The sequence below is a fragment of the Tenacibaculum sp. ZH5_bin.1 genome (genome assembly GCF_042865525.1).
Lineage (GTDB): Bacteria > Bacteroidota > Bacteroidia > Flavobacteriales > Flavobacteriaceae > Polaribacter > Polaribacter mesophilus.
In genome coordinates this window covers 268,450-291,918 of the sequence record NZ_JBEGIO010000002.1, presented here as the reverse complement: position 1 = coordinate 291,918, position 23,469 = coordinate 268,450, and the positions used below count along the sequence as shown (strand labels likewise).

Annotated in this window: 23 protein-coding genes; 14 read left to right on the top strand and 9 right to left on the bottom strand. The window is 30.0% G+C overall.

What is annotated here, in order from left to right:
• The first annotated feature begins 136 nt into the window (after nt 1-136).
• Entirely contained in the window at nt 137-2,824 is a 2,688-nt protein-coding gene (locus ABHQ57_RS09300) for a TonB-dependent receptor domain-containing protein (protein WP_389863426.1), read from the top strand.
• A 79-nt stretch (nt 2,825-2,903) separates the two neighbouring features.
• Here the strand turns inward: ABHQ57_RS09300 and ABHQ57_RS09295 are convergent, their stop codons facing one another.
• Nucleotides 2,904-3,254 carry a 4Fe-4S dicluster domain-containing protein gene (locus tag ABHQ57_RS09295; RefSeq protein ID WP_047788857.1) on the bottom strand — a complete coding sequence of 117 codons (351 nt, stop codon included), beginning with the start codon at nt 3,252-3,254 and terminating at the stop codon, nt 2,904-2,906.
• A gap of 71 nt (nt 3,255-3,325) precedes the next feature.
• On the opposite strand from ABHQ57_RS09295, the gene ABHQ57_RS09290 reads away from it, so the two are divergent.
• From ABHQ57_RS09290 to ABHQ57_RS09245, 10 genes are read left to right on the top strand one after another with little or no spacing between them, the layout of a single operon-like run.
• On the top strand, nt 3,326-4,387 hold the full coding sequence (locus ABHQ57_RS09290) for an acyl-CoA reductase (RefSeq protein ID WP_167713856.1): 1,062 nt from the start codon (nt 3,326-3,328) through the stop codon (nt 4,385-4,387).
• A gap of 52 nt (nt 4,388-4,439) precedes the next feature.
• Complete coding sequence (gene serC, locus ABHQ57_RS09285; protein WP_389863422.1) at nt 4,440-5,504, top strand: 3-phosphoserine/phosphohydroxythreonine transaminase; 1,065 nt, start codon at nt 4,440-4,442, stop codon at nt 5,502-5,504.
• 43 nt (nt 5,505-5,547) lie between these two features.
• A complete protein-coding gene (locus ABHQ57_RS09280; protein WP_389863419.1) occupies nt 5,548-6,501 on the top strand; it encodes a D-2-hydroxyacid dehydrogenase in 954 nt (317 codons plus the stop codon).
• Nucleotides 6,502-6,504: 3 nt separating this feature from the next.
• On the top strand, nt 6,505-7,743 hold the full coding sequence (locus tag ABHQ57_RS09275; RefSeq protein ID WP_047788861.1) for a DUF1015 domain-containing protein: 1,239 nt from the start codon (nt 6,505-6,507) through the stop codon (nt 7,741-7,743).
• Nucleotides 7,744-7,767: 24 nt separating this feature from the next.
• Nucleotides 7,768-8,436 carry a YggS family pyridoxal phosphate-dependent enzyme gene (locus tag ABHQ57_RS09270; RefSeq protein WP_073184101.1) on the top strand — a complete coding sequence of 223 codons (669 nt, stop codon included), beginning with the start codon at nt 7,768-7,770 and terminating at the stop codon, nt 8,434-8,436.
• Nucleotides 8,437-8,469: 33 nt separating this feature from the next.
• Complete coding sequence (locus ABHQ57_RS09265) at nt 8,470-9,567, top strand: exonuclease domain-containing protein (RefSeq protein WP_167713858.1); 1,098 nt, start codon at nt 8,470-8,472, stop codon at nt 9,565-9,567.
• A gap of 31 nt (nt 9,568-9,598) precedes the next feature.
• Nucleotides 9,599-10,414 carry an ion transporter gene (locus ABHQ57_RS09260; RefSeq protein ID WP_082118625.1) on the top strand — a complete coding sequence of 272 codons (816 nt, stop codon included), beginning with the start codon at nt 9,599-9,601 and terminating at the stop codon, nt 10,412-10,414.
• Complete coding sequence (gene miaA / locus ABHQ57_RS09255) at nt 10,415-11,323, top strand: tRNA (adenosine(37)-N6)-dimethylallyltransferase MiaA (protein ID WP_167713859.1); 909 nt, start codon at nt 10,415-10,417, stop codon at nt 11,321-11,323. It begins immediately after the preceding gene.
• Between the two features lie 58 nt (nt 11,324-11,381).
• Entirely contained in the window at nt 11,382-11,885 is a 504-nt protein-coding gene (locus ABHQ57_RS09250; protein WP_047788866.1) for an OmpH family outer membrane protein, read from the top strand.
• A 7-nt stretch (nt 11,886-11,892) separates the two neighbouring features.
• Nucleotides 11,893-12,714, top strand: coding sequence for a DUF1853 family protein (locus ABHQ57_RS09245; RefSeq protein WP_167713860.1), 822 nt, complete (start codon nt 11,893-11,895; stop codon nt 12,712-12,714).
• 483 nt (nt 12,715-13,197) lie between these two features.
• On the opposite strand, the gene typA is transcribed toward ABHQ57_RS09245, so the two are convergent.
• From typA to ABHQ57_RS09230, 3 genes are all read right to left on the bottom strand, one after another.
• Complete coding sequence (gene typA / locus ABHQ57_RS09240) at nt 13,198-14,970, bottom strand: translational GTPase TypA (protein WP_389863413.1); 1,773 nt, start codon at nt 14,968-14,970, stop codon at nt 13,198-13,200.
• Between the two features lie 200 nt (nt 14,971-15,170).
• Complete coding sequence (locus tag ABHQ57_RS09235) at nt 15,171-15,479, bottom strand: LETM1 domain-containing protein (protein WP_047788869.1); 309 nt, start codon at nt 15,477-15,479, stop codon at nt 15,171-15,173.
• On the bottom strand, nt 15,479-16,645 hold the full coding sequence (locus ABHQ57_RS09230; RefSeq protein WP_047788870.1) for a proline dehydrogenase family protein: 1,167 nt from the start codon (nt 16,643-16,645) through the stop codon (nt 15,479-15,481). The genes ABHQ57_RS09235 and ABHQ57_RS09230 overlap by 1 nt, the downstream gene beginning before the upstream one ends.
• A 102-nt stretch (nt 16,646-16,747) precedes the next feature.
• Here ABHQ57_RS09230 and aroB point away from each other — a divergent pair, with 102 nt between their 5' ends.
• Nucleotides 16,748-17,806: a 3-dehydroquinate synthase gene (gene aroB, locus ABHQ57_RS09225; RefSeq protein WP_389863410.1), complete on the top strand. Its 1,059-nt coding sequence runs from the start codon at nt 16,748-16,750 to the stop codon at nt 17,804-17,806.
• 27 nt (nt 17,807-17,833) lie between these two features.
• Here aroB and ABHQ57_RS09220 read toward each other — a convergent pair whose 3' ends face one another.
• From ABHQ57_RS09220 to ABHQ57_RS09205, 4 genes are all read right to left on the bottom strand, one after another.
• Nucleotides 17,834-18,721, bottom strand: coding sequence for a mechanosensitive ion channel family protein (locus ABHQ57_RS09220; RefSeq protein ID WP_047788872.1), 888 nt, complete (start codon nt 18,719-18,721; stop codon nt 17,834-17,836).
• Between the two features lie 52 nt (nt 18,722-18,773).
• The gene (locus tag ABHQ57_RS09215; RefSeq protein WP_047788873.1) at nt 18,774-19,277 is read right to left on the bottom strand and encodes a Dps family protein; all 504 of its coding nucleotides are present in this window, start codon (nt 19,275-19,277) and stop codon (nt 18,774-18,776) included.
• Between the two features lie 157 nt (nt 19,278-19,434).
• Nucleotides 19,435-19,983 carry a hypothetical protein gene (locus ABHQ57_RS09210; protein ID WP_125064368.1) on the bottom strand — a complete coding sequence of 183 codons (549 nt, stop codon included), beginning with the start codon at nt 19,981-19,983 and terminating at the stop codon, nt 19,435-19,437.
• Between the two features lie 255 nt (nt 19,984-20,238).
• Entirely contained in the window at nt 20,239-20,400 is a 162-nt protein-coding gene (locus tag ABHQ57_RS09205; RefSeq protein WP_047788875.1) for a DUF1328 family protein, read from the bottom strand.
• A 474-nt stretch (nt 20,401-20,874) separates the two neighbouring features.
• On the opposite strand from ABHQ57_RS09205, the gene ABHQ57_RS09200 reads away from it, so the two are divergent.
• Complete coding sequence (locus tag ABHQ57_RS09200) at nt 20,875-21,519, top strand: SOS response-associated peptidase family protein (RefSeq protein WP_047788876.1); 645 nt, start codon at nt 20,875-20,877, stop codon at nt 21,517-21,519.
• 2 nt (nt 21,520-21,521) lie between these two features.
• On the opposite strand, the gene ABHQ57_RS09195 is transcribed toward ABHQ57_RS09200, so the two are convergent.
• On the bottom strand, nt 21,522-22,328 hold the full coding sequence (locus ABHQ57_RS09195; RefSeq protein WP_167713863.1) for a patatin-like phospholipase family protein: 807 nt from the start codon (nt 22,326-22,328) through the stop codon (nt 21,522-21,524).
• A 684-nt stretch (nt 22,329-23,012) separates the two neighbouring features.
• Between ABHQ57_RS09195 and ABHQ57_RS09190 the strand changes: the two genes are divergently transcribed.
• A complete protein-coding gene (locus ABHQ57_RS09190; RefSeq protein ID WP_047788877.1) occupies nt 23,013-23,465 on the top strand; it encodes a PA2169 family four-helix-bundle protein in 453 nt (150 codons plus the stop codon).
• Nucleotides 23,466-23,469 lie beyond the last annotated feature (4 nt).

The window sequence follows — 23,469 nt, the reverse complement described above, 5'->3', positions numbered from 1 at the left end:
GCTTTCTAAATTTTCTAATTATTTAAGATTCATTTAAGTTAGTTTATAGCTCTTTAATTTATGGTTTTAACATTTTTTTAAGACTTAGGTTGATTTTTTACTATTTTTAAGAAATTAACTTAAAAAATATTTTCACATGAAAAAACGTACCCTTCTTATTATTTACCTATTTTTTGGTGGACTTTACTTGTTAAATGCTCAAACATTAATTAGAGGAACAGTAAAAGATATAAATAACGAACCTTTGCCAGGAGCTAACATTGTAGAAAAAGGAACCTCTAATGGTACATCTACAGATTTTAACGGCGAGTTTTCACTTAATATTAATACAGATGGAACTTTAATAGTTAGTTTTTCAGGTTTTGAAACACAAGAAATTCCTATTAATGGAAAAACTAATTTTAATATTGTTTTAAAAGAAGGTTTAGAATTAGATGAAGTTGTTATCGTAGGGTCTAGAAACCCTAAAAGAACAGCTATTGACACACCTGTACCTGTGGATATTATTGATGTTGGAAATTTAGCAACTAAAAATGGTAAAGTAGAGGTAAATGACATATTACAGTATGCAGCTCCGTCATTTAATGCTACTAAGCAATCAGGGTCAGATGGTGCCGACCATATCGTACCTGCTTCCTTAAGAGGTTTGGGGCCAGATCAAACATTAGTTTTAATTAATGGTAAAAGACGTCATCAATCATCTTTAGTCAATATTTTTGGAACACGTGGACGCGGAAATTCAGGAACCGATTTAAATGCAATTCCTGCTGCTGCTATTAAAAGAATTGAAGTTCTAAGAGATGGAGCGTCTGCTCAGTATGGTTCTGACGCTATTGCAGGAGTTATTAATATTATTTTAAAAGATAATACCGACGGTGTTTCAGGAAGTATTGGTTATGGAGTTTATAGCACAGCCATAGGAAGTGGATGGGCAGAAGCTACAGGAGAAACTTTATACAATGTTGAAGGAAAAAACAGATTAGATGGAGAAGACAAAAGTTTTGATGGTGGAACTTTTAAACTAGATTTAAATTACGGAGCTAAATTGAATGATAAAGGAGGTTTTGTAAACTTTACTACCGAATTGTTGTCAAAAGAAAGGACGTTGAGACCTGGTTTTTCTTGGCGAAAAGGATATGGTAGCGCTGCTATAGATGGATTCAATTTTATGGTAAATGCTAGTTTACCTATAAATGACAATACCGAAGCATATGCTTTTGGAGGTAGAAATTATAGAGATACTGATGCGTATGCTTTTTCAAGAGATAGTTTTGATGAAGGCGATAATAGAAGTGTTCCTAGCATACACCCTAATGGATTTACCCCTAGAATTACTTCAAATATCACTGATATATCTGTATCGGCAGGAATTAAACATAAATTAGAAAATGGTTGGGAGATTGACTTCAATAATACGTATGGAGAAAACAAGTTTCATTATTTCATCAAAGACTCAAACAACGCTTCTTTAAAAGATGCTTCACCTACCGATTTTAATGCAGGAGGTCATAGTTTATCACAAAATACTACTGGATTAGATTTTAGTAAGTACTTAGAAGATTTAATGAGTGGAGTTAACCTTGCTTTCGGTTTAGAATATAGAACGGAAAACTTTATCATTTTTGCTGGTGAAGAAGCTTCTTATGGATTATATGATGATAACGGAGTATTAATGACAAATCCTGCTGTTCAACCAGTAGCTGTTGACAGTAATGGAGATGAGCTACCTGGAGGGGCTCAAGGTTTTCCAGGCTATGGGCCAGATAATGAAGTAGATCGTTCAAGAAGTAATGTAGGTATCTATTTTGATTCCGAATTTAACTTTACAGAAAAATTCTTAGTAGGCGCAGCTGTTCGTTATGAAGATTACAGTGATTTTGGTAGTACATTTAACTTTAAGTTAGCTTCAAGATTTAAAGCAAGTGATAACTTAACCTTGAGAGGCTCTATTTCCTCAGGTTTCAGAGCACCATCTTTAGCTCAATTATATTATAATTTAAAATTTACCAATATTGTTAATGGGGAATCTTTACCATCATTATTATCTGCAAATAACAGTACTGTAACTAGAGCTTTCGGAATAGAACAATTAAAAGAAGAAACAGCATTCAATGCTAGTTTAGGGTTTACTTACAAAATTGGTGGATTTACAGCTACCGTTGATGCATATTCTATTACTGTTGATGATCGCATTATTTTAACAGATAACTTTGATGCTTCTGGATTGAATTTAGGCGTTGATGCAGCACAATTCTTTGCTAACGGTGTTGATACAAAAACGCAAGGATTAGATATTGTTTTAAACTATAAAAAGTCTTTTGAAGATCATAGAATAGATGTAGGATTGGTAGGAAACTTTAACGATACTAAAATTGAAAAGATAAAGAACGGAAACTTAAACAGATTTACTTTCTTTAGTCCTTTTTCTGAAGCTTATTTAAAAGCGGCAGCTCCAGATCACAAATTCGGTTTAAACCTTGGATACGGCTATAAAAAACTAGATATTGCTTTAAACTTCACAAAATTTAGCGAAGTTCAGTTGCAAGATTTTCAATGGGTAGATACACCAGCAACAACCCAAGCAGAAGCTGATGCCTTATACCCTGTGGCTACTGATGTTTATAAAAGTAAAATTACTACCGATTTAAGTCTAAGCTATGCTTTTACAGATAAAATTACCTTTACGATTGGAGGAAATAACATTTTTAACGTGTACCCTACTCCACAATTTGATGGATGGACTGATCAAGGTGGGTTAGCAGATTCTGTTCAAATGGGGTCAGACGGTGCTTACTTTTTTACTAGACTAGGATTTAAACTTTAATAGTTTTTCATAAAAACAAAAAATCCTGAGAATATTCTCAGGATTTTTTTATTTCATATCTCCAAAAATTTGGAGTTTATTAATCGTTATGCATAAAACGTTGTTTAGCTAATAACTCTTCTTCTGTTTCTACATTATCTTCATCAGGAACACAACAATCAACAGGACAAACAGCAGCACATTGTGGCTCCTCATGAAAACCTTTACATTCTGTACATTTATCTACAACGATGTAATAAATTTCATCCGAAATTGGCTCTTGATCTTCATCCGCATTGGCAGATTTACCGTTTGGTAAAACAATATTTCCTGTTAAATCAGTACCGTCAGCATATTTCCAGTCATCTGCACCTTCGTAAATTGCTGTATTAGGACATTCAGGTTCGCAAGCCCCACAGTTTATACATTCATCAGTTATTATAATTGCCATAATTAATCTCTTTCAGTTTTGTAACTTTGCATTTGCAAAAATAGTTCCAATTTAATTTAGAACCAAAATAAATGGATAGTATAAAAAGTAGAATTAACGCTTTTCATAAACTAGGAGAATTTTTAAGTCAATTTTCTCAAGAAAAAATAGAGAAAAAAGAACATATAGAACATAACGAATTGTTTTTTGATGGATTTAAGCATCAATTAAAAATAGCAGGAGAAAATAACACCTGGTTTACCAGAGAAAACATATTATTCTCTATAGAAAATTGGGCAAAAGCACTCACTTCTGAAAACTTAACTCAGTGGATTGCTAACGAAAACTTAGGTAACAACGAACCTAAATTAGTCGCTGTTATCATGGCTGGAAACATTCCGCTAGTAGGCTTTCATGACTTTTTATCAGTTCTAATTTCTGGGCACTCGGTATTAGTTAAACAATCTTCTAACGATAAACATTTATTGCCTTTTTTAGCAAAATATTTAGAATATATTGATCCTGAATTAAAAAGAAAAATCACGTTTACTGAAGAAAAACTAACAGGGTTTGATGCGGTAATAGCTACTGGTAGTAATAATACAGCACGTTATTTTGAATATTACTTTAAAGATAAACCTAGCATTATAAGAAAAAACAGAAACTCTGTTGCGGTTTTAACAGGAAATGAATCGGAAGAACAACTGCAAAATTTAAGCGAAGATGTTTTTCGTTATTTCGGATTAGGTTGTCGTTCTGTTTCAAAAGTATTTGTTCCTAAAGACTATAATTTCGACGCTTTTTTCAATGGAATGTATCAACAACATGAAATCATTAACAATGTTAAATACGCTAATAATTACGATTACAATAAGGCAGTGTATTTAATGAGTGAGTTTGATATTTTAGAAAATGGTTTTTTAATGATTAAAGAAGATGAAAGCTACGCCTCACCTATCGCTTCTGTTTTTTATGAATATTATAACAATACTGATGATTTAAAGATTAAACTGTGGGAAGACAGAGAGCAAATTCAATGTGTTGTAGCTAATAATTTTATTGAAAATGAAATAGCATTCGGACAGACACAACACCCAAAGTTATGGGACTATGCTGACGGTGTAAACACACTAGAATTTTTAGCTAAAATTTAAAAGAGTCTCTATATAAATTTGCACCTTTGTGTAGCAAAACACAACAACACAAATGAAAAAACATAACTTTAGTGCAGGGCCTTGTATTTTACCTGAAGAAGTGCTAAAAAAAGCATCAGAAGCTGTTATTGAATTTAATAGTGATAATCTTTCTTTAATCGAAATTTCACACAGAAGTCAACCTTTTGTAGATGTAATTGAAAAAGCGAGAAGCTTAGCATTAGAATTATTAGGTCTTGAAAATAAAGGCTACAAAGCATTATTTTTACAAGGTGGAGCCAGTATGCAGTTTTTAATGGTTGCATATAACTTACTAAATAAAAAAGCAGCTTACCTAAATACAGGGACTTGGAGTGATAAAGCAATTAAAGAAGCTAAATTATTTGGCGAATTAGTAGAAGTAGCTTCCTCAAAAGATAAGAACTTCAGTTATATTCCCAAAACATATGAAATTCCTACAGATGTAGACTATTTTCATTGCACAAGTAATAATACCATTTATGGAACACAAATGAAGAGTTTTCCTAAGACTTCTGTTCCAATGATATGTGATATGAGTTCTGATATTTTTTCTCGTCAAATGGATTTTTCAAAGTTTGATTTAATTTATGCAGGAGCTCAAAAAAATATGGGACCAGCTGGTACTACCCTTGTTGTAATAAAAGAAGACATTTTAGGGAAAGTAGAACGTCAAATTCCTTCAATGTTAAATTATCAAATAATTATTGATAAAGAAAGTATGTTTAATACACCTCCTGTATTTGCAGTATATACTTCCATGTTAACTTTGGAATGGTTAAAAGATTTAGGAGGAATTGAATTCATTGAAAAAGTGAATGAGAAAAAATCAACACTGCTATATAATGAAATAGATAGAAATCCTTTATTTAAAGGAGTCGCTGCCATAGAAGATCGTAGCCATATGAATGCAACTTTTAACCTAGTTGATCAAAATTTACAAGCTAAGTTTGATAAAATGTGGCAAGAAGCCAACATCAATGGATTAAGTGGTCATAGAAGTGTTGGAGGTTATCGTGCAAGTATGTACAACGCTTTGCCTTTATACAGTGTACAGGCTTTAGTAGATGTAATGCAAGAATTAGAAAGAATAAGTTAGACACAACGTCATTTTTTACAATGACATTTTAATATAAAGAACGATGAAGATATTAGTGACCGATGGAATTTCCACTAGCGGAATACAAGCTTTAGAAGACAAAGGCTTTGAAGTTATAAATACGAAAGTTGCACAAGAGCAATTAGAAAATTACATAAACGATCATGCTATTGATGCTATTACAGTAAGTAATACTACACAAGTGCGACAAGAGTTAATTGATGCTTGCCCAAGCATTAAACTTATTGCTTGTTTAGGAACCGAAATGGACAACATTGATGTTGATTATGCTATTGATAATGGAGTTCATATTGTGAATAGCGAAGATGCTTCTGCCACTTCAATTGCAGAACTAGTATTTGCGCATTTATTTGGAATGGTTCGTTTTTTACACCAGTCGAACCGTGAAATGCCTTTAGAAGGAGACATGCGTTTTAATGCTTTAAAAAAGCAATACTCGCAAGGAACTGAGTTAAGAGGTAAAACATTAGGTATTATTGGGTTTGATACTGTAGGACAAGAAGTGGCTAAAACTGCACTAGCTTTAGGTATGGAAGTGATAGCAACTGATGTAGAAATAGATAATGCAACTATCACAATTCCTTTTTTCGATGGTCAATCATTAGACTTCTTTATTGAAACGGAAAGTATAGATAAACTATTATCAAAATCAGACTTTATTACACTACATCTTCCTGCTCAAGAGGGATATGTTATAGAAACATCTTTGTTTGACAAGATGAAAAATGGTGTAGGAATTATAAACACTTCTCATGGAGGTATTCTAAATGAAGTTGATTTAGTTAATGCTATTGATAGTGGAAAGGTTAAATATGCAGGATTAGACGTTTTTGAAAGCCAACCAAGACCTGAAATTCAACTATTAATGAACCCTGAAATATCGATGACCCCTCATATCGGTGCTTCAACAGTTGAGGCACAAGATAGAGCTGGTATTGAACTTGCAAATAAAATCATCGAATTACTAAGCGAATAATCTATGGCAATTGTAAAACCTTTTAAAGCTGTTAGAGCCACCAGAGATAAAGTTGCTTTAGTATCTTCTAAATCGTATGAAATTTATACTCCTGCGGAAATTGGAGCTAAACTCGATTTTAATCCATACACTTTTTTGCATGTAATTAATCCTGGGTATAAATACCATAAACAAGATGTAACTGGAGAACAACGCTTTAAATTGGTACACAATCGTTACTTAGAATTCAAAGAAAATGAAGTCTTTAAGCAAGATGAAACTCCTGCTTATTACATATATCAAAAAATAACTCCAAATGATAATTTCTGTGGAATAATCGCAGCAACCTCTGTAGAAGATTATCATAATGAAGTAATAAAAAAGCACGAAGACACTTTAAAAGAACGTGAGTTACTATTTGAAAACTACTTAAAAAATACAGGTTTTAATGCAGAACCAGTACTACTCACCTACCCTGACAATGATGTAATTAATGTTATTATAAAAAAATATCAGGAAGAAAGAGCCGAATACGAGTTTTCTACATCTGATAGGGATTTACATTTTTTATGGGTAATAAACGAAGAGAAAGATGTAGAGCAAATAGCCAAAGCTTTTAAAGAAGTTAACACCCTATATATTGCTGATGGACATCATCGTTCAACATCTTCATGTTTATTGGCACAAAATTTAGCAGAAAATAATCCAAAACATACGGGTAAAGAAGACTATAATTTTTTCATGAGTTACCTATTACCTGAGAGCCAGGTTAAAATTTATGAATTCAATAGATTTATAAGAGATTTAAACGGGTTAACTCCAGAGGAGCTTTTAATAGAATTAGATACTCATTTTAGAATTGAGAATCGTGGACAGGAATTATATAAACCTAAAGAAAAACACCATTTTAGCATGTATTTAAATGGTGAATTTTATGCTTTGTATTTACGTAAATCAGCTTATGAATTTACTGACTGTTTAAGTGAATTAGATGCTTATATTTTATATACAACCGTATTAGAACCTATTTTAGGAATTGAGGATATTAGAAACGCTTCTAAAATTGTATATTCTCAAGACAAATCTGACGGGTTAGAATTAAAAACAAAGGTTGACAGTGGTGAGTTTAAAGTTTCTTTTGGAATGCTACCTACCAATATTCAAGAACTAAAAACTATTGTTGATGCTGGCTTAATGATGCCACCGAAAACAACCTACATAGAACCTAAGTTAAGAAGTGCTTTAACTATTTACGAGTTTTAGTATAAAGTCTGATAAACAATTATTATGATTACAGGAATTAAAGAAAATCTTCAAAAAATAAAATCAACACTACCAGAAAATGTAACGTTAGTTGCTGTTTCTAAAACCAAACCTATTGCAGATTTACAAGAAGCTTACGATGCTGGTCAGCGAATATTTGGTGAGAATAAAATACAAGAAATGGTAGCTAAGTATGATGAATTGCCTAAGGACATAAAATGGCATATGATTGGTCATTTACAACGTAATAAGGTAAAGTATATGGCTCATTTTGTTGATTTAATTCATGGTGTAGATAGTTTTAAAACACTGAAAGAAATAAACAAACAGGCTAAAAAACATAATAGAGTTATTAATTGTTTGTTACAAGCACGAATTGCTAAAGAAGATACTAAATTTGGGTTACCTTTTGAAGATATTGAAGCTATTTTAGCGTCAGATGAGTTAAAAGAGCTTGAAAATATAAAAATTGTTGGTTTAATGGGAATGGCTACGTTTACAGATAACCAAAAACAATTACAAGAAGAATTTTCTTCATTAGCTAATTTCTTTAATGGAAATAAAGAAAACTATCCTAATTTACAAACATTATCTATGGGAATGAGTGGAGATTATGAATTAGCCATAAAAAATGGTAGTACAATGGTACGAATAGGAAGCTCAATTTTTGGAGTTAGAAATTATATTGCTTAGATTTACATAAACTAGCTTAAAAAAGGGAGAGATTTGTACGCTATTTTAGACATTGAAACTACTGGAGGGAAATATAACGAAGAAGGGATTACAGAAATTGCCATCTATAAATATGATGGACATCAAATTGTAGATCAATTCATTAGTTTAGTTAATCCAGAAAGGGAAATTCAGGAATTTGTTGTAAAACTTACTGGTATTAATAATAAAATGCTACGAAATGCGCCCAAGTTTTATGAAATAGCAAAAAGAATTATTGAAATAACTCAAGATTGTTTTATTGTGGCTCATAATGCTAATTTTGATTATCGTATTCTTCGTACCGAATTTGACAGGTTAGGTTATAAATACAAACGAAATACACTATGTACAGTTAGTTTAAGCAAAAAACTAATTCCAGAGTCACCATCTCATAGTCTAGGAAAACTCTGTAAGTTTTTAGGAATTCCTATGTCTGATCGTCACAGAGCAACAGGTGACGCATTAGCTACGGTACAATTATTTAAACTATTAATAGATAAAGATGTTGAGAAAGGTATTATTCAACAATCTATAAAGTATTTTGACAACAGACATGAAAAGTTTCGTATTCAAAGAATATTAGATAGTTTACCTGAAAAAGAAGGTCTTTTTTATGTTCATAACCACGAAGGAACAATCATTTTTGTAGGGAGAGGTAAAAATATAAAGCAAGAAACTAATAAACTCTTTTTAAAAGAAACTAGAAAAGCATTAAAAGTAATAAAAAGAGTTAGTAAAGTTTCTTATGAAGAAACTGGGAATATGCTTTTTACCCGTTTAAAATATCATTTAGAACTTGAAAAGCTAAAACCTAAGTACAATATCATTAGAAAAAGAAAAATTACAGATAAAAACTTTAATCACGATAATATGCTTATTGTTGATAAAGGCAGAATTCCTGAAGAACACGCCGTAATTTTAATCGAAAAAAACGAAGTTATAGGATATACATATACCAATCTTGCTTTTCAGGAAAACCAGTTATCTATTCTAAAATCAATGCTTACTCCTATTGAATACAAAGAGTTAGCAAAAACCATCATTAAAAACTACTTACTAAAAAATAAAGTCTCTAAAATAGTACGATTACAAGTTGAAAATAATTTATAATATGCTATAAAGCATTCAAAAACCTAATCTTTTGGATAGTAAAAAACTTAATTGGAGAGAAAAATTACATGAAGTAATCTACGAAGCAGATACTCCTGCAGGACGATTATTTGACATCATCTTGTTATTTGCAATCTTAGCAAGTATTGTACTGGTTATGCTTGAAAGTATTGAAAGTTTTGATAACAAACATCATAATTTCCTATATATTTCAGAATGGATTATTACTATTTTTTTTTCCATTGAGTATATCCTAAGAATTATTTCAATAAACAAGCCAACAAAATACATTTTTAGCTTTTATGGTATTATAGATTTACTTTCTACTATTCCTATGTACCTAACGTTCTTTTTTGTAGGTACACATAGTAGTTTAATAGCTTTGAGAGCATTACGCCTATTAAGAGTTTTTAGGATTTTAAAAGTCTCTAGGTATATTGGAGAGTCAAATCAATTAATAAAAGCTTTAAATGCTAGTAAAGCTAAAATTGGAGTCTTTCTTTATTTTGTGTTGATTATCTGTATCATTTTAGGTTCCGTAATGTATTTTATTGAAGGGGCTGAAAACGGCTTTACAAGTATTCCTAGAAGCATTTATTGGTCAATAGTAACACTTACAACCGTTGGTTATGGAGATATTGCTCCGCAAACCGCTTTAGGACAATTTATTGCAAGTATTACAGTAATTATTGGTTATGCTATTATTGCGATACCTACAGGAATTGTAAGTTCCGAAATGACTAAAAAAAAGGTACACCTAAACACTCAATCTTGCCCAAATTGCTCCTATGAAGGACATAAAGATGATGCAGAATTTTGTTATCATTGCGGAACAAAACTGAACTAAATGTCTCAAAAAAACACATTAATTACGATTGTTGGTGCAACTGCTATTGGTAAAACAGCACTAAGCATTAAACTAGCTCAGCACTTTAATTGTGAAATTATTTCGTGTGACTCTCGTCAGTTTTATAAGGAAATGACTATAGGAACAGCGGTTCCTGACCCCGAAGAACTGGATGCTGCTTCACATCATTTTATTCAAAACAGAAGTGTTTTTGAAAATTATTCAGTAGGACAGTTTGAAAAAGATGCATTAAAAACTCTAAACGAACTATTTACTAAAAACCCTATTCAAATAATGGTAGGCGGAAGTGGTTTGTATGTAGATGCTGTTTTAAAAGGATTAGATTATTTTCCTGATGTAGACTCACAAATAAGAATAGATTTAACTACTGAGTTAGAAAACAAAGGTATAGAACATCTTCAAAAAAGATTAAAAAAACTTGATATTGAAGCTTACAATACGATTGCTATTGACAATCCACATCGATTAATCCGTTCTTTAGAGATTTGTATAGGAACTGGAGAAACATACAGTTCTTTTAAAAATAAACCTAAAGCACCTCGTAATTTTCAATCTATAAAAATTGGATTGACAGCCGATAGAGAAATTATGTATGATCGTATTAATCGTCGTGTAGCTATTATGATTGAAAAAGGTTTGATAGAAGAAGCTAAAAAACTACATCCTTATAAAAACCTAAACGCATTGCAAACAGTAGGGTACAGAGAGTTATTCGAATATTTTGAAGGTAACTTTACTAAAGAATTTGCTATTGAGGAAATTAAGAAGAACTCAAGAAGGTTTGCCAAACGACAAGGAACATGGTTTCGTAAAGATTCAAACATTTTATGGTTTGATTTCCAAGAAGATCTTCAAAATATCATAAAAACTATTGAAAATAAACTTTAACGCTTTTTAAGAGCACTAAAAAAATCACTTTTTTATATTTGTCAAAAAACAGAAATACATGAAACTAAAAATCACTTTTATACTAACTTTATTTTTTATAGGATTTTCAAATGCGCAAACCAAAGTAGGAACGGTAGATAGCGAATTAGTCATTAGTAAAATGCCTCAAATGAAAGGGGTCTTACAACGAGTAGAAAATTATGGTAAAAAACTAGATTCTAGTTTTCAAATAAAAGCTACAGAATATAAGACAAAAGTTGATTCTTTTAAAGCAGAAGAAAAACTAATGACCGATGATGATAAGAAAACTAGAATTCAAGAATTAAGAACTCTTGAACAAGAAATGGGTAAATTTCGTCAGAATGGATCAGCTATGATGCAAGTGCAAAGAGAGCAAAGTTTAAGACCACTATATAAAAAACTAAGCGAAGTAATAGCTGAAGTAGCAAAAGCTAATGGTTATACACAAATTTTAACTACTACTGGAAACGAATTTGGTTATATCGATGAACGTTTTGATATCACTAAATTGGTATTAGATAAACTAGGAATTAAAGAGTAAATCTTTTATGTCCCTAAAACAAAAAGACTTACAATTACAATACGAAGGATTTTTAAAAACACCTTTTCTATGGCATGGAAAAGGTGTTTTTAATTTAGAACAATTTTCCATATTAAAAATTAAAACAATCTCGTTTAATGAAGAAATCAAACAAAAACTACGTTTGGGTAAATTGGTTGAACGTTTTGTTTCATTTGAATTAAATCAAAATAGTTCTGTATCAATCCTTGCTGAGAACATTCAAATTCAAAATAAAAAAATTACTGTAGGAGAGTTAGATTGTTTATTGTTAAAGGATAAAGAATCAATTCATTTAGAAATTATATATAAGTTCTACTTATATGATGTTTCTGTTGGAAACTCTGAAATTGAACATTGGATTGGCCCAAATCGACGCGATTCTCTTATTCAAAAGCTAACAAAACTTCAAGAAAAACAATTACCACTACTCTATTCTAATCATACTAAAACTTATTTAGATAAATTAAAGTTGGTTATAGATGAAATAATACAACAAGTATATTTTAAAGCACAATTGTTTGTTCCTCTAAAGGATTTCGGAAAAAAAATCAAACAGCTAAATAATGAGTGTATCTATGGTTTTTATATTTACCCGAAAGAATTACCACAATTCTCAGATTGTAAATTCTATATTCCTAATAAACATAACTGGTTAGTAAATCCACATTCAAATATTGACTGGTTAACTTTTGAAACCTTTCAAGATAAACTTCAACAATTTTTAAATGAAGAAAATGCTCCTCTTTGTTGGCTAAAGAAACCAAACGGCGAACTTTTTAAGTTTTTTATAGTTTGGTGGAATAATTAGTGTATTTTAAATTATTCGTAAAAAATTTAAGTTCTCTTTTTTCTTCTATTCTCTTTACGTACTTAGGGTAAACAAGGCATAGTCTTTAAATATCTCACATCAATTAACTTGTTATGAATCACACAAGTTTTCTTCCCCTTTTAATTCTATTTTTTCTTTACTCTATACCTTTTTGTAGATAAATTTATACGCCGCGCTACTTCCCCAATTTTTTAATTTTAAACAATATATAAATACAATGTTTAAAACCTTTAATTAAAAGAGATTATGCTACTTCTTTTATAGCGTTTATGTATTTTTCCTATATCCTCAAAACACCTTGAAACTCCATCCTTAACAAACCCCTTATCATAATTATCATTAAGGTGCATTTTTTTTATATAAATAACTATCTTAAAGTTTATAACCAATTAATCGGTATTTCATATAATCAAAAACCACCTGTAATTCAGGTGGTTTTTGGTTTTATCTAAGCGTGTAATATTACTTTACAAAGTTAATTTTACGCATACGTAAACTTTCTGGGGTAACTTCTAAATACTCATCTGGTCTAATATACTCCATACATTCTTCTAATGAGAAATCAATTTTTGGAGCAATTTTCACGCCGTCATCTGAACCTGAAGCACGTACGTTAGTTAACTTCTTTCCTTTAATTAAGTTAACTGCCATATCATCTGCCTTGGCATTTTCACCTACCACCTGACCTTTGTAAATCTCTTGGTTTGGATCAATAAAGAAACGTCCTCTATCTTGTAAACGGTCAATTGCATAAGCAGTTGCTTTTCCTGTTTCAGAAGAAACAATAGCACCTTTTAACTCTTCTGCAAACTCTCCTTTATAAGGTCCATATTCGCTGAATCGGTGGTTTATAATTGCTTGACCAGCTGTTGCTGTTAATATTTTATTACGTAAACCAATTAATCCTCTTGATGGAATGGTAAATTCTAAATGTTGTAAATCTCCTTTTGGCTCCATTACTAATAAGTCTCCTTTACGTAAAGAAACTAAGTTAATTGCTTTAGAAGCTACATCTTCAGGAACATCAATTGATAATGTTTCGTATGGTTCACACTTAACTCCGTCAATCTCTTTTAAAATTACTTGAGGACGACCTACTTGTAATTCGTATCCTTCACGACGCATCGTTTCAATTAATACTGATAAGTGTAATACTCCACGTCCGAAAACGTTAAACTTATCCTCTGTATCTGTTTCATCAACACGTAACGCTAAGTTTTTCTCCATCTCTTTAAATAAGCGATCACGTAAGTGACGAGACGTTACAAACTTACCTTCTTTACCAAAGAATGGAGAGTTATTAATAGTAAATAACATACTCATAGTAGGTTGATCTACTTCAATTCTTGGTAAAGCTTCTGGATTATCTACATCAGCAATAGTATCTCCAATTTCAAAATCATCTAAACCTGTTACTGCACAAATATCTCCACTACGAACTTTTTCTGCTTCAGCCTTACCCATTCCTTCAAAAACGTGTAATTCTTTAATACGGACTTTTTTCGTACTTCCATCTGCTTTACAAAGTATGTAGTCTTTGTTCTTTTCTAAATCTCCACGGTAAACACGTCCAATAGCTATTCTTCCTTTAAATGAAGAATAATCTAACGATGTAATTTGCATTTGAGGAGATCCTTCACGATATGGTGCTTCTGGAATTGTTTCTAAAACAGCATCTAACAAAGGAACGATATCTTCAGTTGGTTTTTGCCAATCTGTACTCATCCAACCATTTTTAGCTGAACCGTAAATAGTTGTAAAATCTAATTGATCTTCATTTGCTTCTAAAGCAAACATTAAATCAAATACTTTTTCGTGTACTAAGTCTGGTGTACAGTTTTCTTTATCTACTTTGTTTACTACTACAATAGGAGTTAACCCTAATTCAATAGCTTTTCCTAATACGAAACGTGTTTGAGGCATTGGTCCTTCAAAAGCATCAACCAATAATAAAACTCCATCTGCCATTTTTAGTACACGTTCTACTTCTCCACCAAAATCGGCGTGACCAGGAGTATCAATTACATTAATCTTCACCCCTTTGTAGTTTACGGATACATTTTTAGATAAAATGGTAATACCACGTTCACGTTCTAAGTCGTTATTATCTAATAATAAATCAGTACGCTCTTTACGTTCATCTAAAATTTTGGCTTGATCTATAATTTTGTCTACCAAGGTTGTCTTACCGTGGTCAACGTGTGCTATAATAGCAATGTTTCTTATTGATTGCATTCGTGCTTATTTTGAAGCTGCAAAAGTAGTGTTTTATTGTTTACGATTAACGAAATTTTATTTATGAATTCGTAATATTTTATTTAAAGCTTTACAAAAAGTACTTTTTTATAACAATATACTACTATTTCTACTTTCATTTAAAGGAATTTTGTAGCTTTAATTAATGCCTAAAAAGGGAGTAATAGATAATTTTTGTGCTATTTTAACTTTCTATTTTCTAGCTCTTCATCATCTTCTCTAAAAGCACTAGGTAAAATATCAGGAATTAATTTTATAAGTAAAGGCAAAAGTAATGCTCCTCCTGGTAGCATAAACACTGTAAAGGCAGGAATTGCTTTACAAATATCAAGTGTTTGTTCTTTTACTTTTGCCTTTTCTTCGTCTGTTAATGAAGTTGTTAGTGATTTTCTAACAAGAAATATAAGCTCTCTGCTTTCTTGAAGCTCTTTTGCTAATCTTTTTTTATTTTTATAGATAGCTTCTTTTATTTCATCAACTGTATTCATTAAAGCTTTCTACGTGCTTTTTCAGTTTTAAGTAAATTCAATTCTCTTGAAGTTTGCCCTGCTACTGAAGTGTTTTCTTCTGCTCTTCGAATTAGGTATGGCATCACATCACGAACAGGTCCGAATGGAACATACTTCGCTACATTATATCCTTCTTTGGCTAAATTGAAACTAATATGATCACTCATACCATATAATTGACCAAACCACATGCGTTTATCATCTTTAGCAATATTATGTTCTTTAGCTAAATCCATTAATAAATATGAACTTTCTTCATTGTGAGTTCCTGCAAAAATTGCCATATTTTTATGGTCCATCATATACCGAACTGCTTCATTATAATTGTCATCCGTTGCTTGTTTGTCAACACAGATAGGAGACTCGTAACCATTTTCTTTAGCTCTTTCACGCTCTTTTTCCATATAAGCTCCACGAACAACTTTCATTCCAATATGATATCCCTTTTGGTGAGCTCTTTGGTGTAGCTTTCGTAGATATTCCATACGATCATGACGATACATTTGAAGCGTATTAAAAACAATGGCTTTTTCTTTATTGTAAATTTCCATTAACTCCTCAATTAAATCATCTGCAGCATCTTGCATCCAGCTTTCTTCTGCATCAATTAGTAATGGAACATCTTTTTCTTTTGCAGCCTTACACACGGTATGAAAACGCTCTACAACTCTATCCCACTCTACTTTTTCTTCTGAAGTAAACTCTTTTCCTTCAGTTAATTTTTGATATAAAGCGAAACGTCCGAAACCTGTAGGTTTAAAAACTGCATAAGGAATAGATTGCTTTTCTTCAGCAAAATTGATTGTTTTCAACGTCATTTTTAAAGCATCATCAAACTGGGCTTCATCTTCCTTCCCTTCTACTGAATAATCTAAAACACTGTGTACATTACCTTGTTCGTACATTTTTTCGATATTAGGTAAGCAATCATCTTCACTTACTCCTCCACAAAAATGATCAAAAACTGTTGAACGGATTAATCCTTCAACTGGTAAGTGTGCTTTTAAAGCAAAGTTTGTTACCGCTGTACCTATTCGAACCATCGGTTGGCTCTGAATCATTTTAAACAAAAAATATGCACGTTCTAACTCTGAGTCAGATTTTAATTTAAAAGCAGTTTCTGTATTATCAAAAAGTCTCATTATCGAGGTAATATTATTTCTTTATTTATTGAGACAAATATAATTGAGTAGACTGATATATTTTAATTTTTTCTATTTAATTTCGCCTTATATTTTTTTGTTATTATGACCACAATTAATGCAGCAACATACCCTATTCATTTTGAAGAAAAAGGCTATAATGAATTAACCTATTTAGTTTCTGAAAGAAACTATTCTTCAGTTTTTATTTTAGTGGATGACAACACTTTAGATTGTTGCTATCCTCGATTTATTCAGTTATTTGCTACAGATAAACCTATTGAAGTCATTCAAATTGATGCTGGTGAAGTTCATAAAAACATAGAAACTTGTATGGGAGTTTGGAATGTAATGACTGAATTAGGAGCTGATAGAAAAAGCTTATTAATTACCTTAGGTGGTGGTGTGATTACTGATTTAGGTGGTTTTGTTGCATCTACATTTAAACGTGGAATTGATTTTGTGAATATTCCTACAACCTTATTAAGCATGGTAGATGCTTCTGTTGGCGGAAAAACAGGTGTTGATTTAGGTGTATTAAAAAACCAGATTGGTGTATTTGCTAATCCAGAGTTAATTATTATTGATCCTGAATACTTACACACCGTAACTCCCAGAGAAATTCGTTCTGGTACTGCGGAAATTATTAAGTATGGAATGACCCACGACATCAAGTTATTTAATGAAATTAAAGATAACGATAAACTTAATATTGTTGATTTGATTCATCGTTCTATAGAAATTAAGAATGAAGTTGTTTTAGAAGACCCTAAAGAACAAGGTGTTCGTAAGGTTTTAAACTGGGGACATACTATTGGGCATGGTGTAGAGTCTTATTTTTTAGAGAACCCGAAAAAGGAAGCTCTAACACATGGTGAAGCTATTGCCATTGGAATGGTTTGTGAAGCTTACTTATCATCAAAAGTATTAGATTTTCCTGAAGATAAAGTCTCTGAAATAAAAGATGCTATTATTAAAATTTATGGTAAAGTAGCATTGGTAGAAGAAGACTTTCAGCCTATTCTTGAATTGATGAAACATGATAAAAAGAATATAGGAGGAGAAATTAACTTTGTGCTTCTTAACGATTATGAAGATTTTAAAATAAACAGTAAAGCTTCTGATGATTTAATTAGGGAGAGTCTTAGTTATTATAATTCATAAAAAAAAGCAACCCCGTGGGTTGTTTTTTTATTTTGTTACTGTAATTGGAATACTGTCTTGTGAACCGTATAGTTTTATCTCTGTAATATCTGCAGGCATGTTTAGCCCGTTTTTTATTATCACGTTTTTTACGTTTTTAATTACATCGCTTTTAACTTCGAGTGCGCCTCGTTTGTATTCTTTAGTTTTGGTCCAAAAAATAACTTTTAAGTTTACAGTACTTACTCCTAAACCGTCTACCGTAACAAAACATTGATGTTCATCTGTATCAATAACTCCTAAAGTATTAACTACCGCATTTATGATTACTTTTTTTGCTGTATCTATGTCATCATCATAATCAATCCCAACCACAAAGTCTGAACGGTAAAAACCATCTTCAGTATAGTTATATACAGCTTTCTTTACAATGTCACTATTGGGAATGTATACATCTCTTCCATCGAATGTTTTTAATTTGGTAAATCTAAATTCCATCATTTTTACTTTACCAAAAATATCTCCAATCATTACTGTATCATTAACATCGAAAGGGCGATTAAAGGATAGTATTACTCCTGAGATAAAATTCTCTCCCACATCTTTAAAAGCAAATCCAAAAATTATAGCTGAGGCTCCAGCTGCAGTTAATAATCCAGCAGCAATGCCTCCTAAACCTGCTATCTTTAAAGCAAGCATGATTACCAAAATACTAAAACTAATTTTTATTGTTTTGGCTAAAAAATTAGTCATTAAAGGATCATTTGTTTTCTTAGAAATTGTTTTTCTAAAAAAATTTGATATAAGATTAGCAATAATAATACCTACAGCCACTATAAGAATAGCTATAATTATTTTTGGAATTTGGTTTATAAACTCATTCCAGTATAATTGAACAGATTCTTTTAATTTGGCTATGGTGCTGCTAAAATTCATGTAGGAGAAAGTAGTTTTTGTTTTTAGTTATTAGATAAATTCAACAATAATTTTATGACAATACAATATCCTCATTTAATTGCTCTACGGTACTTTTGCTCCAAGCGTTCAACATCCAACTTGTTTTTTCTAAAGAAGCAATATATCCTCCCATTAAATCTATCGTTCCCTCATCTTCTGCTTCTTCCGCTTTTTTTATCACATTTGCCATTTGCTTTAATAATGTTTTATGATCATCTAATAAAATATAAATCATATCACTATCTGTTTGAAAAGGACTTTCTTCTGATATATTTGCTATTTTTAAATACTTACTATATCTACTAATTGGATGATACTGTAAAGTTAAAATACGTTCTGCGATCTCATCTATTTTAACTCTAGCATCACTATACATTTCTTCAAATTTTTCATGTAGTTCAAAAAAGTTTTTCCCCACAATATTCCAATGAAAATTTCTTAACTTTTGATAGTATATGTGATATTCAGCCAATAATTGGTTTAATTCTTTTGCTACTGGTAATACTTTTTCTGTTTGTATGTTTAAATAATTCATTTTACTGTGTGTGTTTTTTGTTAATAATTAATTATGTTACAAAACTACTTAAGAACTTAAGCTTAAGTTTGCTTATTTAATACGAATCTTTGCTCATTTCATTTTAACCTTTTAGTGATAAAAAAAGGATGAAATTATCACTTATTAGTTTTATAAATTACATTTTAAAGGTTTCAAAAATGGCTTGTTCCAAGTTATTAGATTCTTGATTTTTATATTCAATAATAAAATCACCATATTTATTAAAATAACCTACGCCATTAAAATCCTTACCTTCTACTACATAAAAGTTATTATTAATAGATTTTATAGCTCTTGCTGATGTTATATCTTCATTATTAAGCTTATATGTGATTAGTAAATTATTTTGATCAATTAAAAAGTCATACTTATTACCTTTATACTTAAAATATTTTACTTTTGCTTTTGAGTCATAAAAAATATCAGAATCATTATCTACCATAATGGTTTTATCTACTGTGATTGGAGACTCTACTACATCTTGATTAAGTTTATTCTTTTGATTGGGATTAAACTTAGTTTGTTTTTCTTTTTTTGTTACTACTTTTACTTTTGTATCATAAATTAAACCTTTTTCATTAATCTTTTTTGCTTTTTTTACTTCAGTCGTTTTTATTACTTCCGTTTGCGCGTTTAAAGAGGTAATACTTCCTGTAAGTAATAATCCCATTATTATTTTTTTCATTTTAATCTATTTTAAAATTACAAGTAACTTTATTTGAGATGTGTACTTTTTAACACCTGAAATATATTTTATATATTCCTATACATTTTCGCTATGAAACAACGATTTGTAATGTCTGTTACAAAATTAACGCAGGTTTATTTATGTGTTTTGCTCATTTAATTTTGTTTTTTGCTCACTTAATAAATAAAACTTATTCATAAATAAAAAAAAGCGTGAAAACTCACGCTTTTTAATACTCTATTCTTTATTTTTTTAAACTTTTCTTTTACCTGTAAATAAGGATATAATAAATAAAATTATAAAAATAAAGAATGCTATTTTAGCAAACCCTGCAGCTGCTCCTGCTATTCCTCCAAATCCTAAAATACCGGCTATGATTGCTATTATTATAAAAGTGACTGTCCAACGTAACATATTATTAAAATTTTAAATTAGTGTTTATAAAGTACATCTTTTGTACAGTTACAAAATTAACTAGATAGCTTGTTTTACATTTACTCATTTAGTTTTGTTCTTAACTCATATAAAAAATATACTCATTAAATTTAACAGACTTCAAACTAACTTTATTAGTTAACAAACTAAAATATAATCTCTTGTTAATTGTTACGCTTAACTTAATATGAAATGAGTCAATATCTATTTCTAAAGAACAAAGATTAACTCTTTTAACAATATAGTTTTGCAACAAACAAAATATAAATAATTAATAAGTATGAAAAAAAGTAATGAAGATTTTAAAATAATTAAAGAGAATCCTGACTCTAAGCATAAAAATTATATTTTTCAAAACAATAAAATAACTAGAATAGCCTTTTATATTATACTTTCTTGTTTATTAATAGGTATTACTCTCATTTTTATTTTTAATAATCAACAGTAGGCTTTATGATTTATAAGCTATCAAACATAGCAAGTATAGAACGTATTGAAACCTTTACAAAACTCCCTTTTAAGTATCCTTATTTACATAAACCTAAAAGAAAAATTAATGGTTTAAAAGAACAAACAGTTTGTATAATTAATATGGAAAATCCTAATCAAATTATGCAAGCCATTTGGGGGCTACTTCCTCAAAATTATGGAGATAATTGGAATAAGTTTCAACATATAAAACAAACACTACATATAAATAAGGAAGATATTAAAAATAATATACTTTTTAAAGAAGCTCTTTATTTACGAAGGTGTTTATTTATCGTAACTGGTTTTTATATTCATAAAGTTATTAATGGAGTTGTAGAGAATTATTTAGTAGAAAAAGACAATCAAGAACCCTTTTATTTAGCGGGTTTATATAACATTACCAACGATGGCTTTTATACATGTTCAGTTATTAACACCAAACTAATTGGAAAACTTAATGACTTTAATAATCTTTATCAGGTAATGCCCATACAAATTCCTGAAATTTTTAAAAATATGTGGTTAAATAAAAAATCAGAAATTATAGATATAAATTACCTTATGAGTACACCTTACATTACAAATTTAAAGGTACAGAGAATAGCTTCTAAAAAAGAAAATGTTTGAAATTAATTTATTCTTTCTTCTAGTTTTTTATCTATGTACTTTTTTGCTGTTTCATATATTGAATCTACTTCTTTAGTGCTAAAACCGCTAAACTCACCTAAAGGAAAACAAATAGTAGCATAAGTTTCAAAAAACTTATATTCTTCAGATGATAGCATTAAAAGTTTAGATGTATGTGCTAAAACTTTCAAAGTGGTATTTAGTTCCTCACTTGTTTTTTCAGAAGGATATACTACATAACTTCCCACTATTGGATATTCTGACTGTTTAAAGGGAGTTGTAGGAAAGTTATCTATAATTCCACCATCAGAATAAAGTGCATCTCCAATTTTTACAGGATTGAATAAACCTGGTAATGCACATGATGCTAAAACAGGTTTTAGTAAACTTCCTTCATTAAAGTACTCTGTAGTTCCTTTATTTAAATTAGTTGTAGAAACTATTAAAGGTATTTCTAGATCTTCAAAGGTTGGTTTTATTTTATCGTCAATTAATCTTGCATAATTGGATGAATTAAAAATTCCTGGTTTAGCAATTGTTATCCAAGAAAACTGAAATATTTCAGTATTTTTAAAAAAGTTTAATATTTCTTTTGGTTTCATTCCAGAAGCATACATTACTCCTACCAATGAACCAGCGCTACAAGCTGAAATTGAATTAATTTTAATATTTAACTCTTCTAACTTTTCTAATAAAGCAATATGAGCTACACCTTTTTCGGCTCCTCCACTTAATACTAAATTTATAGGCACTTTTGTGTCCAGGTTTTTTATTTTTTCAAAAGAACATTTATATTTTTCTTTAATCATTTTTTTAGCTCTTTTTTAGTTTTACTTATCTATTTTTTTAAAATTTTATTTTGGATAATTTTAATTTTTTCTACAAAACTGCTATCAATACTTAAAACTTATTTTTTACTTCTTTTCATCGAGTTAATCATAATATCTATAATCTTTTTGTTCTTGCTAAACTATTTCTAATATGTTTAAGACGCTATACCAATAACACATTCTTTTAATGATATAAAATTACATTTTTTTGCTTAATGTATTCTATCTTTTCTACAAACATTTGATTTTAACAAGAGTTTTGTATATGAGCAAAAAAAGAAAAGATATGAGCTAAACAGCATTTCAAGTAAATATTAATTTTGTAATGTAATTAATTAGTCATAAAAATATTAAGCGTTTTTATTTACACATTTATGACTTAAAATATTATGAATAGAATAATGATAAACACTGTTTATTCTTACTGATATCATATTAATAAGCTAGGATTTTTATAAAAAATCTTAACACTTTAGATTACATATTATTTAACATTTTTGAGTTTAACTCTCAAAATAATAACAATACTTATGTAAGCTTAGGAATTAGTACCATTATTTTAATTGGTTCTTTTTCTCAAAAAAGAGGGCGGTGTTCTAACTTGATGGTATTTGGGTAAACATCAATAAAAAATTACTCATTAATTTAAAAAACTTAAAATATATGTATAGTTACACAGAAGAAGTATCAAATAAGTTAAACGGATTATTAGAAAAAAATTATGATGCTGCAAAAGGGTATAAAACAGCTGCAGAAAATGTAAATAGTGAAACATTAACAAATCTTTTTGTTCGTAAAGCCAATGAACGTGAAATGTTTGGTAAACAGTTAAAATCAGAAATAAAATCTTTTGGTCAATCTCCTGAAAAAGGAGGTAGTTTAACGGGAACAGCACACAGGGCTTGGATGAATACCAAAGCTTTTTTCTCAAATGAAAGTGAAGAAGCTATATTAGAAGAGGCTTTAAGAGGTGAAAAAGCTTCACTTGAAGAATATAATGAAGTAATTAACTCTGAAGAACATTTACCAAACTCTACAACTAATTTATTAAAATCTCAAAGAGACATTATATTAAATGATGCTATATTAGTAAAAGAACTAGAAAAAATTAAATAGTGAT